We start from the raw sequence: 14546 nt of genomic DNA, 5'->3' as shown, positions 1-14546 counted from the left end.
AATCTTTTCTGTTCTTAGCTCAAAAATCTGCTTATGACGCAATACGGTTGGTTGTCGTTTTCTGTTCGGCGGTATGCTGTTGTTTCGCCCACTGATTTAAAGTGCTTGGACTCACAGGATTTGCAATTGGATCTAAAAATACAGGTACTGGTCGTTCTGCTTCGTCGTTATAACTGGTGGTAAACAGCCGAACGCGGTTCAGACAAATTTTCTCGAAATTTGGACGGAACATACTGAATTTTTCAATACGATCTGCCAATTCAGGATGTGCTTGATGAAATTCGTCGATCACGCTGGAGATGGTTTGCCAAAACTCAAGTTCTGTATGCTCTGGATAATCTTCAAGGAAGACATTACAGATATAGCGGTAATGCACCATGAATAAACCTGTAAAGATAAAGTGACTAAGTTCTTCAGCAGGATGGCGCAGTAAAATTTGCCCTTCGGGTGGTAAATTTTCGAGTTCTGGAAAATCTTCATCAACTAAATTGACATCATCAATAAAGTCCTTCAGCACCATTTTTTTCGGTATGCCATTTTCATGGATCAACATGGTGTTTTCACCGTGGGGAGAAAAAGCCAAACCATATTTGTATAAACAAATCAGTAGTGGTGTTACGCAGACTTCAGCAAAACGCTTCAGCCATTGCAAAGGCGTCAAACCTGAAGCCTCAATCAACACGGATAAAATAGACCGACCATTTATGTCTCGATGCAACAATGCTGCTTGGGAAAGTGCTAACTGGTGTTCACCAATACATGGCTCGACACTTTCACGCCATAAACAACCAAACAATTCTTTAAATTGGTAAGGCGCACCGTCTATCTGATCAAAACATGGCTGTTGCAAAGTTAAACTTGCAACTTCACCCAAAAATGCTACCTGTGTTTTTTGCAGGTCTACATCATGATGTTGAATGTCCTTCAGCCAAGCGGTCACCGCAGGTGCAGCTAAATTTCGTTTTGAAGGCAAACCTCGATATACCGCCGTATTAAAGATACTGACAGGTAACTTTACATAATGACGTTCAGGATGACTGGTATTGCATAAAGTACGAATTGATTGCATTGGGACATAGTCATCTTGTCCAATGTCCAATTCGACAATGCGCTGATCGACGATTTCATTGGCATAGGTGGGGATTAACCACTGATGCCATTGCCACGCATGTACAGGAATAAAGAAATACTCAGCAGCATCTAAGGCTTTGTCCGCCAATTGCTGTTGAAAATCGTGTAATTGCGCAGAATTCAATTCATGGCGATATAAGCTTTGCGCATCCCAAGCCTCGGTCGAACGAAACTCAGCTAAATCACGATGAACAGCTAACCATAAGACTTTGACCGTTGGAGAAATCTCTGGTGCGGAGCTTAAATAATCATCATAGCCAAAGCCCATACGGCCTTTACTCATAATAAGCCATGGGTGTCCACGTAACATGCCTTCAATTTGATAGTGTGGCGCTGACAAGACAGCCTGACTCAGCAATCGCTGTTCATCGAAAACATGGGCTTCTGCTAACCATGTATTGTTCATTTCTTTAATCAAATATGCCTTGGTAAATGGTTTCACATCAGCTTGATTTGAAAAAGCACGAATAAATTCATGCAGATTCCATGCGGGCTCTGTTGTCGATTCACTTAACTCTCGAACGCTCCCTTCAACAATACGCCAATGCCCAAGCAGAAACTGAGTCGCTTCAAATTGATACGTTTTGTCATCCAGATTGAGTTGCCAAGTGTTATTTTCCACTTGCTGAATCTGAATAATTTCTTCATATAAAAATTCAGCAATCGCCATTTCAATCAGTCTTTGCCCTGCACGGCGCCACTGCGTTTGATTTATCTGTAATTTTGCAAATGTCATTATAATTTCTCGAGTTTAACCGCATTCTGTTCTTGCTTATTCGGCATAGTCGTATTGCGGTTCATTGCATAGTTGGCAATGGTTTTTTTTACGGATAAAGATCTTTGGATATTGGTTGGCGCTGATTTCTTCACAATGCCCATACTGTGCATTTCAGCATTTTCACTGGGTGAAAAATGTTGGAAACTTTGTGCTTGATCGCCTAAATCGTATAAGTCAAAACCCAATAATTGATTAGCAATGACCGCTGCACGGTGAGCACCCAACCCTAAATCTGGTGTTCCTACGCCGTGGCTGTGCATTTCCTGATTTTGAACAAAAATTTCACCGACAGCGTCATGCTGTACGCGGTAGTCCTGACTAATTTTCCAACGACCGAATTCATCACATTGAATCAGTGGTTTTAGATATTTGAGATATTGCCACTCTGGACTGTGATATCCCGTTGAAGCCACGACAAAGTCCGCATCTAGATAGAATTGTTCTGCCGTGACTTTATGCTGAAACTGCAAACGGACGCCCGCACTATGCGGCTCGGCAGCAACCAAACTCACCTGAGCATGTAAATGCGTCTGTTGAATATTTTGACCAATGCTTCGGTGATACAGTTTTTGGTAAATATCACGGATGGTTTTTGCACTGATGCCCTTATATAACAAACCTTGTTGTTTCAGTTGTTCGGCTTTATTTTCAGGGCTCAGTTGATAAAAATGCGTAGTATAATCCGGACTAAAATGCTCTAAACCAAGCGGCGCATATTCCATTGGGAAAAACCCATTAGAACGGGTCAGCCAATGCAATTTAAACTGCGCTGTTGTGGTTTGATCCTGCAAATATTGACGATCAAACAGATCCATAAAGACTTCGGCCGAAGACTGGCCTGATCCCAGTACAACCACATTCCCTTTCAAGTGATTTAACGCTGCATTGCAATAATTTGCAGAATGTAAGCAACGCTCTGGATATTGCTGTTGTATGTCTTTTAGACACTGTGGTAAATGCGGAACATTACCCGAACCAATGACCAAATTTCGGCATTGATAACGTCTAAAACGTCCATCTTGTTCAACCATGACTTCAAAGCCTTGCTCTTGGGCATAAATGGCTTTTACGGTTGATTGATATTGAATATGCTCTAGTTGGTCTGCAACCCATTGACAATAATGGTTATATTCACGTCTAGGAATCTGAGCTTGTTCTAAAAAATAGAATTTGTATAAACGCTGCTGCGCCTTTAAGTAATTTAAAAAACTAAAAGGACTGGTTGGATCGACCATGGAAACTAGATCGGCCATAAACGGCACTTGCAGTACTGTATTGGGCAATTGCATACCCGCATGCCAGTCGAACTGTGGTTTCTTTTCAAAAAATTGATATTGCAAATGATTTTGCTTATGTAGCAAACTCGCCAAACTGAGGTTAAATGGCCCTAAGCCTATCCCAATAAAATCAAGCATATTGCACATCCTTCTGTTCCACACATAAAGGATTTGGCAATTGTACATAAACCGATTGCTGATCGACTGGGGCAATCAATTCATCCAGCTCATACAAGCGTGTCAACAGATTGCCCTTATACGGCAAAGTCGGCTGATAAAGTAATGAATGAATCAATGAACTTTCTGGATATGCCCGATGTAAGTCCAACAGTTCATTTTGCAATATCGATATCAACACTTGCTCTGTGACATATCCAGTTGCACCAATTGCATTGATAATGCCGAATAAAGTATTACCAAAGAAATAATAGCTAAAGCGCTCATCGACAAAGGCTTTGGAACCCACGGCATGCGCTTTTTCTTGCAACTCTGGAAACGCGCTTAAGACCTCACCTGCAAGTTCTTCAATATAGTAAAAGCCTTGATTGTCACGTAGCCATAGATATTTAGGCATTGCATTTTCAAGCTCAAGTAAGACATTTTGCTGATGTGATTCAAAGGCCATTCCGTATTGATGGTACAAATACATTAATGGTTTTAGACTGATAGCTAAGAATTGTTTAAACCAATTGATCGCAATGGCGCTTTGATCAAGTTCAGGTTGTTGTTTTGCGATTTGTTCAAATAAGGCATTAAAACGGTTTTTCGGCTGTGCAGGATGATCTTGGCACAATGATGCAATACAACTCACCTGCTGCTTTTCACTAAAAGACTGATCACGGAAGATGCAAATAGTTTCATCGACTATTTCATCATCTATGCTCAATGCCATCCAAGCAGGATCATTCACCGCTTTGAGCGTTGGGCATTGTTGTAAAATACGCTCACCAAGACTTGAATGCCACAGTCGATGGGTCATTTCACCACGGTGGCATTCTTTAGCAAGATTGACTCGGATTGAATTGGTGATCATTACGGATAGTGACGGTTTCAACATCCACGGCGCTGCAAAACTTGCCATGGTGCGTACCGAAGTTGTTGGGGAAAATGCCCAACCTTTCTCGCCAAAATCGATAATTTTTAATTTGGTTTTTAAGTTTTTAAACCATGTTTTTGACTGTAAATAACGTGCTTGCCAAGGATGCAAAGGCAATAACTTATAATGCGAATAAGCATTCAGTAGTGCTTGATCTGTTTCTGATAAATGCCATTGCAATTCGCTTTTCAATTGCGCTGATACAGCTTGATCTAAAGCTGAACCTTCTTGAATATATTCTGGAGCCACCAACCAATAATGCAGTTGGCTGAGACCTTTGGCTTCTGGCGAATACCTTTCCCAATCTTCATGCACAAAACCGACCCGACTTTTCGGTGCAGGATGCATGCTGTGCCCTAAAATTAAAGCTTGTTCCGATTCAATGAAACTTTGTTCCGCTTGGACTAAAGCCTCAAAATCATGTTCACGTAGTGTCAAAAATTGAGTAAGCGCTTCACGACTTTCGATCCAACGCTCCAATAATGATGAAGCATCCAGTGTATGACCTGACTCTTGTACAAGCTGTTCAAGTAATAAACTCGCGATCGCGGTGATACTAAATGACTGTTTCTGTCCCTTGTTAAAGACGTGTGGGAGATCTGCAAGACGATGTCTACCAACAAGGCTGACATAAGATAGTGGTACAAATAACTGTGATTGTATGCAATCTAAAGGGATGCATAACAACGTCAAGCCTTGGCTAAACGTCAATTGTGATGAATTCTGTTGATACTTTTCCAGCAAAATACCTTTACCGGTTTCTTGTGAGTATGCATTGACAAGATGCTGCATCGCCAAGCGATTAGCAAGCTCTTTCATCTGACCATATCCTCTATTTTTAAGCTTTTCCAAGCTTTGTCATGTAATTATGTTTCTTTAACTGTGCAAGTCGTGCTTAGTACGCTGGCTAGCGTGAAACTATGTTAATGATAATCATTATTATTAATAATTGCATTTTTGTGAAGATTTGCTACAGGATTGCAAATTTGGTCTTATCTCTATGTATTTAAAAATTAATTTTTTTGATATGAACTTTTCTGTTTTTATTTATATAATTTTCTGAAATGGAACTAAATGATAATTTTCTCATTTAGCATTGAACAAATAAATCATGTTGCTTATTTTTTAGCCGAATTATCACATTGTGCAACTTAAACTAAAAACCCATGTCTTTTACATGGGTTTTTATATTCTGCTTTTAACCAAGCTTTTATTTAAATCAAGGAACGAAATGTGCAGTTAAATTTTAATCATTGAAGACTTTACTAACACCATACTGGCCATACATCCTTATTGCCAATTAGCATGTATTTCATAACAAACACCTACTGATTTCTGATCTATATCTTATATTCAGACTGGTTATAGAGCATGAATTATGTACTCCAACGATTTGGTTGAAATCAATCAATTGATTTAACAACCCAATCCAAAAATTTGTGCTTATCAAAAAAGTCTGGCGCAGCATTCGCAAATATACTTTTTTCTCTGTTATTAAAGATTCCTTTGTAATAAAAAGACCTATCTGCGGTAAATTTTGATTCTTCCCCTTCATGCAATTCTCTAAAGAAGATCGATAACTGCATAAATCGACTTTTAGAAGCTAAACCATGTTTTTCTAATACAAAATTATAGATTTGCTCAATAATCGCTTTAGTATTTGAATAAGGCATTTTGTTGTCTCTTTATTAGATCGCTCTTTCAAATTACAGCTTTTAAATTAAAATACAACTGTTTTGTTCGGATTTTAAATACCTATTTTTTATAAGTATTTTTATAATTAAACACCTTTAAGTGCTATTAATGAATCAACCTCTAAACATGAAGTTTTACTAAATTCTACTTCTGCGACTACATACATTTTCGTTATTAAAAGCTAAATCTGTAACAACAAAAGTGTAGTCTTAGCTAGTACTTCCAAATTAAAAATAATCAGTTGGAGTGAATTGATCAGTATTAATATGCGCAAAATACGTATTAACCAAGATTAAAATGTTAAAAGTTTTAGCTGAACAAGGAATTCACCTAGATGCATAACAAAATTTTAAAGTTTATAAGTTTTCTCATTTTTAGCAGTATTTTAACAACAGGATGTAAATCTTCACCGTCTCCTCAACAAGAATTAGATGTACAGGCAAATTTTTTCCCGTCTATGTTGAGAATTGATGGAAATCTCTTTGCCTTAGCGAATCAAACACCTCCTAATGATTTAACTATGGAATTATTTAAATCAACACTACTCAAAGCAACTATGTTGAGAAAATACGAAGTTGAAGCCAAAAATAATTTTAGTTTAGAAAAAAATAGAAATCCAATTGAGCTGAATTCAATGTGTTTGATGACAAAATTTCTTCTAAATAAATCATATATTCAAAAAGCTAATCTCAATCCTGAATTTTATGAAGATATTTATAGTTGGATTAAAACAAAGAATAGTTCTTGGGAAAACTTACTTAAAGAGACTAAACCCGGAGAGTTCGAATATTCATGTGTGATTTCTCCTTCAAATATCCCCAATTAAGATGCGACATCGAACCACAAAGCCGCTCAATGCGGCTTCTGTTATTTTATAGATTGTGAAGTGGAAGGTATTCCCTCTAAATTCACTTAAATTTAAGTAGTGAAAAACTGCACTTAAACATCAATCACATCAGCAAAATTTGCACCCAAGACTTTTGCTAAATCTTCGGGTTTTAAACCAATATCCAAACCACGCTTACCACCACTCACATAGATTTTAGCTAAGTGCTGCGCAGAAGCATCGATCACAGTTTTTAAGCGTTTTTTCTGTCCAACTGGACTAATACCACCAACCAAATAACCGGTTAAACGCTCTGCATCTTTTGGGTCAGCCATTTTGAGTTTTTTACAGCCAAATGCTGTGGCCACTTTTTTCAAATTTAGCTGATATTCAACTGGCAATACGGCAACAAAGTAATTTTTATCGTCCGTAACCATTAATGTTTTAAACACTTCTTCGACCGTTAAACCAAGTTTTTCCGCAGCTTCTAAACCAAAACTTTTTGCTTCTGGGTCATGATCATATTCATGAATTGTAAAGTCGATTTTATTAGATTTTAAGAGTTTACATGCAGGTGTCATTGCTTTATCGTCATTCCATTCGGACAACTAGGAAAACTTAATTATAAGCCTATTCTCGAAAGACCGGCGAAGACTTTTATATTTTTCATGAACATGACTTGTGCAATAAGTTTGAGTTGAATACATTTAAACAAAGCAAAAATTTTAAAAAAAATATGACAACGCTGACTCAAGACCTCATCCAATTATTATCTGTAGTACCCAAAGATCAGGGCTACTTTTTAGCACAAAGTAAACCTCTGTTTGGTGACCATATTTTTGGTGGACAATTACTTGCTCAGAGCATAGTCAGTGCATCCTTACCTGCACACTCCCACTCCACTCTTTACATGCCAACTTTATTTCTGCGGGTCTTGCAAATCATCCCGTATTATTTAAAGTCGAAAATTTACGTGATAGCCATAGTTTTTCTACACGACAAGTGACCGCCATACAGCATGGCAAACCAATATATATGGTGATGTTGTCCTATATGAAAAACGAAACGGGTATGGAGTATCAAATACCTGAACCAGATCTGATCCAACAGTTTCCACCAAGTATGCTCAAAGAAGAGCAATTCTATAAAGCGCAAATCCAATCATCTATTTCACCTGAATATCTATCCACATTTTTACAGCCTTTTCAGCTCATATCTAAACCAATTGAATACGTGCTGACAGATTTGCCACCGTCCGGTCAAGCTTCTGTCTTAAATCAAAATCAATATGCAGAATATTTAAAACTCCATGATGCCTTAGATGCCCAATTTGACCAACTTCATATACATCAAGCCATTGCAGCATACTATTCAGACTATAATTTATATTCTGCGGCGCTCAAAACACATGGTTTAAATTATCTGTCTCCTGAACTCATCGCAACCAGCCTTGATCATTCGATGTATTTTCATCATACCTTTAGGGTAGATAATTGGGTATTCTATGACATGAATACTACCCGAACCTCGCAATCACGTGGGCTTAGTCATGGGCAAATGTGGCAAGATGGAAAATTAGTCGCAAGTACTACACAAGAAAATTTAATGCGTTATACAGGCGAATCGTCAGCCTTGTGACAATCTTTAACATTCAAATTCTTGTTAAGTGAAGCATCAAGCGTATAAAATTCATGCAAATCATACCGCTATAACAATAATATGCCTTCGATCTACCAACTTAAACCTGCATTTCAAAACCTGCTTCGACCTTTGGTTAAATCACTTCATCATCTTGGTATTACAGCAAATCAAGTAACACTACTAGCAATGTTCATTTCGCTAGCTGTGGCATTTTTTATTTATATCTATTTCTCTCACAACGGTATTGGCATTTTACTGTTGATTTTCCCCGTGTGGATGCTTATTCGAATGGGCTTCAATGCCATAGATGGCATGCTGGCACGTGAGTTCAACCAACAATCCAAACTCGGTGCTTTTTATAATGAATTATGTGATGTGATTTCTGACTCATCACTCTATTTTAGTTTAATTTGTTTTGCTTTTATTCAAGCCGAACTGCTAATTTTGACCTGTTTTCTCGCCATACTTGCTGAATATACAGGTGTGATGGCGCCATTAGTGGGTCAAGAACGTCGCTACGATGGTCCAATGGGAAAAAGTGACCGTGCTTTTGTATTTAGTATCATCTGTATCGTGATCGTGACTTCTTCTATATTTAACTTCGGTTTAAATACATTGTCTCTTATTTGCAATAGTATTTTGATTATTATCATCTTTTTATTATTTATCACGATTTATAACCGCATTAAAAATAGCATTATCAACCCACAATAAATTTCAGTTTAGATCGTCAGTCGATTTATTATTTTGAGAACAACACAATGTATAACAATACTCAGCATACCTTTACGAGCCATGATGGAACATCCTTGTTTTATCAACATTGGGAAAATAGCAGTTTAAAAAGCAACCGTAAGAAAAAAGCGGTGATCTTATTTCATCGTGGCCATGAACATTCGGGACGAATGGCGCATTTGGTCAATGAATTGAATTTGCCTGATTTTGATTTTTTCGCTTGGGATTCGCGAGGTCACGGCAATACCCCAGGTGAACGTGGTGATGCACCTAGCTTTTCTGCATGCGTTCAGGACATTCAATATTTTATTCAGCATATTGAACAAACTTACCAAATTCGATCAGAAAATATAGCAATTGTAGCTCAAAGCGTTGGTGCTGTTTTAGCCGCGACATGGGTGCATGATTATGCCCCTAAAATCCGTGCTTTATGCCTTGCCTCGCCTGCATTTGACATCAAACTCTATGTGCCTTTTGCAAAACCCGGCTTAACACTCATAAATAAATTCGCTGGCAACTTTTTTATTAATAGTTATGTCAAAGCCAAAATGTTGACACACGATACTGCACGTGCGCAAAGTTATGATACTGACCCAAAAATCGCTCGGGCCATTTCAGTCCGAATGCTGCTGGGGCTATACGCAGCTTCAGATCGACTCGTTAAAGATGCACAAAATATTTTTGTTCCTACACAGATTTTATGTTCAGGATCTGACTACGTGGTGCATCAAAAACCGCAAGTGGCGTTTTATCAAAAACTCCCTCATCCATTGAAGGAATTTCACGTCTTAGATGGTTTTTATCATGATACTTTGGGTGAAAAACATCGAAAAATCGCCACAGATAAAATCCATCGCTTTATTCAACAATGTTTTAAACAGTCTTATTCCGCACCTAAACTTTTAGATGCCGATAAAATTGGCCCAAGCTGTGCTATTGCAGAAACCTTAAGTTCAACGCTTCCCAAACATTCTTTAAAACATGCATTTTGGAGCTTAACCAAACAAAATCTTAAAATTGGTAGTCTCTTTTCTAAAGGTTTAAAAATTGGTGAAGAGACAGGATATGACTCTGGCAGCACCTTAGATTTTGTCTATCGAGATCAATCAGAAAGCCAAAATGCACTGGGTAAAATCATCGATCGACAATATTTAAATGCGATTGGTTGGCGTGGCATTCGCCTTAGAAAACAAAATATTGAAGCACTATTAACGAAATATGCTTCTAAGTTACATGATGACCAACACGCGGTACGGATTATGGATATTGCAGCAGGCCATGGCCGATATATTTTAGATGCTGTACAAAAACTGCCTCAGCAGCCTGAATCCATCCTGCTTAGAGACTATAGCTCGATCAATGTACAAGCGGGTCAAGCAATGATTGAGCAAAGAGGTTTAAGCCAGATTGCCAAATTTGTAGAAGCGGACGCCTTTGATGCCACTTCACTAGCCAGTGTTGAACCTAAACCCACTCTAGCCGTGGTCTCAGGTTTATACGAATTATTTAGTGATAATGATTTACTCAGACAGTCCTTATCAGGCTTGAGTCAGGCCATTGAGAAAGATGGTTATCTCATCTACACAGGTCAAATTTGGCATCCGCAACAAGAGTTTATTGCCCGTGCCCTGACCTCACATCGCCAAGGAGATGCATGGGTCATGCGTTTACGCTCACAAGCAGAAATGGATGCCTTGGTTGAGCAAGCAGGATTCAAGAAAATCGATCAAGTTATTGATGAGTTTGGTATTTTCACCGTTTCCGTTGCACAAAAAATTTAAGCTTGGATGGTCAATCTTATGCATAAACTGGATACGGAAACAGGAACTTGGAAATACGGCCTACTGTGTTTGGCATTTCTGGCACCTTTTTTCTTCTTAAGTTATGGTTTTGCCAATCAATACGCTGCGGGCTTAGCTTCCGTACCTGTTATCGTCTTTGAATGGGAAAAATATATTCCACTTTGGCCATGGAGTATTGTGCCATATTGGTCGATTGATCTGTTCTATGGTTTGTCTTTATTACTTTGTTGGAATAAGTTTGAATTAAAACAACATGTATTGCGACTTTTTTCAGCACAAATCATTTCAATCAGCTGTTTTTTACTTTTCCCACTACGGTTTAGCTTTGAACGCCCCGAACTCACAGGTTTTTTCGGGTTGTGGTTTGATGTCTTGATGGGCTTTGATAAACCGTTTAATCAAGCACCTTCCCTGCACATTGTGCTACTGGTGATTCTTTGGGATTTTTACCGTCGGCATAGCACAGGTAAGCTAAAATATCTGGTAGATGGTTGGTCCTTTTTGATCGGTCTCTCAGTTCTAAGCACTTGGCAGCACCATTTTATAGATATCCCAACAGGTTTATTAGTTGGTGCCTTATGTTTATGGCTATTCCCAATGTCTGGCTCTGCGCCATGGGTTCAAAATCAACAAAGTCGGCTAAGCTTGAAGCACATCAAAATCGGCATCCTTTATCTGTTTGCTGCCTTATTTTGTAGCGCAATCGCACATGCAAAAGGTTGGTGGCTTTGGCTGCTCTATCCTGCAAGCAGTCTGCTTTTAGTTTCGTTTGCATATTTATTCAATCGACCGCATTTTTTTCAAAAACTCAGTCATGGTGATATGACCATTGCTGCAAAAATATTGTTTGCGCCTTACTTTGTATTTGCTTGGATCAATAGCCGAATCTGGACTTATCGCCATCCTGAAGATTCTAAAATCATCAAAATCAATCAGAGTTATATTTATTTAGGTCGCTATCCGTCCAAACACGTCATGCAGCAATATGATGCTTTACTCGATTGTTGCGCAGAATTACCCACTTATCCAAACTGCTCCTATGCTCAAAACTTGAGTTTAGACCTGATTCCTTTACAGGCCAATCAACTGCATCATGCTGTAGAGTCTTTAGAACTATTATTGAACTCTAAAAAAAATGATGAAGCACAAAACATCTTGGTCTTCTGTGCTTTGGGATATTCACGAAGTAGTGCTGTAGTTGCCGCATTATTATTGAAACAACATCCTGAATATTCAGTCGAAGATGTTTTAAGGATTATTCGCCATAACCGTCCTTGGGTCGTGCTTAAAGCACCGCAAATAAAACATTTAAATACTTATCGTTTAAAACTAAAAGGACTTGCACCATGAATTTACAACTTGTGGTGCTGTCAAAGTTGTTGCAATCCACCACTGGATTGCTCATCTCAGCTTATGTGGCAGCCATTTTCACGCTCTGGCTCATCATCCAGTTTGGCAATGTAATGCTATTCGATTTGCTATATGTATTGATTTGTCTAGTTTTGCTCGGAATACAGCATTATTTAAGCTTGAGAATCAAATTTGATTCGGCACTGTTAGCCACTGTCGCTGAATACAGCCAAACCCAAAGCCTAGAACAAACCACCAAAGAGCTGGACTTAAGCTTAATTAACCTAAAATTAATGCCTACAAATAAATGTGGCCGCGCATGGGAACTACGTGAGTTAGGTTGTCTGGCTTTATTTAAATGGCAGATCTTTGTGCTTTGCTTGCAATACATCGCATTCATCTGCATATTTTTACTGTATAGATAAATTTACAATAATTTGAAGCCATGCCAAATCCAATAGAAACTTCAGGGAATGCTCACTCACCAATGAAAGGTAATTTTTTAAGCCGTTCAATTGCTCGCTATATTGCCTTTCTCACTCGTCGTGGGGCGCGGCTACTCACGGGCGCGCGGAGTCTATGGGTCGGGTGCAAACCGGTTATGAAACAGCGTATTTATTATGCAAATCATAATAGCCATATCGACTTTATTTTGCTTTGGTCATCACTGCCGACAGATCTCAGACGGAAGACGCGTCCTGTAGCGGCTTCGGATTATTGGTTAAAAGATGGCTTTCGACGTTTTCTCATTCAAGACACGTTTACTGGCGTCACTATTCAGCGAAATCGAGAGCAAAATCAAGATCCATTAGAACCGATCAAAACCGTATTAGCACAAGGTGACTCGATTATTTTCTTTCCTGAAGGCACTCGGAATTTAAATGATGACGTTGAATTATTAGAGTTTAAAAGCGGTTTATTCCATCTCAAAAATCAATTTCCTGATGTTGAAATCGTACCAGTGTGGATCTCTAATTTAAAACGTGTCATGCCTAAAGGCGCGCTTATACCATTGCCATTATTATCTACCGTTATTTTTGGCAAACCTTTAGAAGCCCATAATGAACACAGTAAAACTGAGTTTTTAAACTACGCTCAGGATGAATTACTCAAATTAAAAGCATTGGAGTATCAATAATGGAATTCACCAATGCGCAAATGACCTATGTATTGTTTGGTATCTTTGCAGTTATTTTGATTATTGCCTCAACCATTGGCTCAATACTAAAATTTAAAGCGGGTTATGCACCAGCACCGGTCATCGACAATTTAAATGCGCGGATCAATGCATGGTGGGTCATGTTGTTGGTACTTGGTGTAGCAATTTCATTAGGCAAAATCGCCTTTGTGATGCTGTTTGCATTGATTTCACTCTTTGCTTTACGTGAATTTATCAGTTTACTGCCGACCCGTCGCGGTGATTATCTTCCTTTATTGATCGCTTTTTATTTTGTCATCCCTTACCAGTATTACTTGGTGTATATCGACTGGTATGGGCTATATTCGATTTTTATTCCGCTGTATGTATTTCTTCTTATCCCTATCGCTACACTCAAAGCCGAAGATACCACGCGATTTTTAGAGCGCAGTTCAAAAATTCAATGGGGTCTGATGATCAGTGTATTCTGTATTTCACATGTGCCTGCGCTATTAAATCTTAAACTTCCCGGATTTGAAGGTGAAAAAATTTGGCTAGCGATCTGGCTGATCATGGTGGTACAAGCCTCCGATGTCTTACAATATGTCTGTGGCAAGCTATTTGGAAAACACAAAGTCGCACCGATACTTTCACCATCTAAGACCGTTGAGGGTTTAATCGGAGGCATTGCTTTAGCCACTGCACTAGGTGTTGCTATGTCATGGCTTACACCCTTTAGCTATCTACAGGCTGCATGTATTGGTTTTATTGTTTGTATATTCGGTTTCTTTGGTGGTCTGGTCATGTCGGCCATTAAACGCGATCGTGGTGTAAAAGATTGGGGACAACTTATCCAAGGCCATGGTGGCATGCTCGACCGAATTGATTCCATCTGCTTTTCAGCACCGATTTTTTTCCACATTTTGCGCTATTGGTGGTCTTAAGAAATGACTAAGTTTTAAACAGAAAATTTGGGATTTTAAATGATGTTACGCATGTAGAATTAATTTCACATTTTAAAAATGATTTTTAAGTCAATGCGACGGTGTCTTACATCTAAGGATTGAATAAAGGTAT

13 protein-coding genes and 1 pseudogene are annotated in these 14546 nt (G+C 38.6%); 9 read left to right on the top strand and 5 right to left on the bottom strand.

Annotation, left to right across the window (positions count from 1 at the left end; all coding sequences use genetic code 11):
- Positions 1 to 31 precede the first annotated feature (31 nt).
- From G0029_RS07345 to G0029_RS07330, 4 genes are all read right to left on the bottom strand, one after another.
- Complete coding sequence (locus G0029_RS07345) at positions 32 to 1867, bottom strand: IucA/IucC family protein (protein WP_180107176.1); 1836 nt, start codon at positions 1865 to 1867, stop codon at positions 32 to 34.
- Positions 1867 to 3324 carry a lysine N(6)-hydroxylase/L-ornithine N(5)-oxygenase family protein gene (locus G0029_RS07340; RefSeq protein ID WP_180107178.1) on the bottom strand — a complete coding sequence of 486 codons (1458 nt, stop codon included), beginning with the start codon at positions 3322 to 3324 and terminating at the stop codon, positions 1867 to 1869. The genes G0029_RS07345 and G0029_RS07340 overlap by 1 nt, the downstream gene beginning before the upstream one ends.
- Entirely contained in the window at positions 3317 to 5101 is a 1785-nt protein-coding gene (locus G0029_RS07335; RefSeq protein ID WP_180107180.1) for an IucA/IucC family protein, read from the bottom strand. Before G0029_RS07335 ends, G0029_RS07340 begins: the two co-directional genes overlap by 8 nt.
- 584 nt (positions 5102 to 5685) lie before the next feature.
- On the bottom strand, positions 5686 to 5955 hold the full coding sequence (locus G0029_RS07330) for a hypothetical protein (protein ID WP_180107183.1): 270 nt from the start codon (positions 5953 to 5955) through the stop codon (positions 5686 to 5688).
- Between the two features lie 356 nt (positions 5956 to 6311).
- Here G0029_RS07330 and G0029_RS07325 point away from each other — a divergent pair, with 356 nt between their 5' ends.
- Positions 6312 to 6803 (top strand): hypothetical protein, encoded by a 492-nt coding sequence (locus G0029_RS07325; RefSeq protein WP_180107185.1) that lies wholly within the window; start codon positions 6312 to 6314, stop codon positions 6801 to 6803.
- 113 nt (positions 6804 to 6916) lie between these two features.
- Here G0029_RS07325 and ybaK read toward each other — a convergent pair whose 3' ends face one another.
- Entirely contained in the window at positions 6917 to 7384 is a 468-nt protein-coding gene (ybaK, locus tag G0029_RS07320) for a Cys-tRNA(Pro) deacylase (protein WP_180023982.1), read from the bottom strand.
- Positions 7385 to 7652: 268 nt separating this feature from the next.
- Here ybaK and G0029_RS18555 point away from each other — a divergent pair.
- The 8 genes and pseudogenes from G0029_RS18555 to G0029_RS07285 all read left to right on the top strand — a co-directional run.
- Positions 7653 to 7793 (top strand): annotated as a pseudogene (locus G0029_RS18555) (hypothetical protein); the annotation flags it as partial.
- Positions 7794 to 7856: 63 nt separating this feature from the next.
- Positions 7857 to 8441, top strand: a complete 585-nt coding sequence (locus G0029_RS07315; RefSeq protein ID WP_373685016.1) for a hypothetical protein — start codon at positions 7857 to 7859, stop codon at positions 8439 to 8441.
- Positions 8442 to 8522: 81 nt separating this feature from the next.
- A complete protein-coding gene (locus tag G0029_RS07310) occupies positions 8523 to 9158 on the top strand; it encodes a CDP-alcohol phosphatidyltransferase family protein (RefSeq protein ID WP_111884317.1) in 636 nt (211 codons plus the stop codon).
- A 47-nt stretch (positions 9159 to 9205) separates the two neighbouring features.
- Positions 9206 to 10960, top strand: coding sequence for a bifunctional alpha/beta hydrolase/class I SAM-dependent methyltransferase (locus tag G0029_RS07305; protein WP_180109865.1), 1755 nt, complete (start codon positions 9206 to 9208; stop codon positions 10958 to 10960).
- Positions 10961 to 10978: 18 nt separating this feature from the next.
- A complete protein-coding gene (locus tag G0029_RS07300) occupies positions 10979 to 12331 on the top strand; it encodes a phosphatase PAP2/dual specificity phosphatase family protein (RefSeq protein ID WP_373685017.1) in 1353 nt (450 codons plus the stop codon).
- Entirely contained in the window at positions 12328 to 12756 is a 429-nt protein-coding gene (locus tag G0029_RS07295) for a hypothetical protein (protein ID WP_180107191.1), read from the top strand. The genes G0029_RS07300 and G0029_RS07295 overlap by 4 nt, the downstream gene beginning before the upstream one ends.
- A 62-nt stretch (positions 12757 to 12818) precedes the next feature.
- On the top strand, positions 12819 to 13469 hold the full coding sequence (locus G0029_RS07290; RefSeq protein ID WP_078191048.1) for a lysophospholipid acyltransferase family protein: 651 nt from the start codon (positions 12819 to 12821) through the stop codon (positions 13467 to 13469).
- Positions 13469 to 14413 carry a phosphatidate cytidylyltransferase gene (locus tag G0029_RS07285; RefSeq protein ID WP_180107193.1) on the top strand — a complete coding sequence of 315 codons (945 nt, stop codon included), beginning with the start codon at positions 13469 to 13471 and terminating at the stop codon, positions 14411 to 14413. The genes G0029_RS07290 and G0029_RS07285 overlap by 1 nt, the downstream gene beginning before the upstream one ends.
- Positions 14414 to 14546: the final 133 nt, after the last annotated feature.

Origin of the sequence: Acinetobacter sp. YH12138 (assembly GCF_015218525.1) — a bacterium.
GTDB lineage: Bacteria > Pseudomonadota > Gammaproteobacteria > Pseudomonadales > Moraxellaceae > Acinetobacter > Acinetobacter amyesii.
The sequence above is the reverse complement of the archived record's forward strand: the minus strand, read 5'-3'. Positions and strand labels throughout refer to the sequence as shown.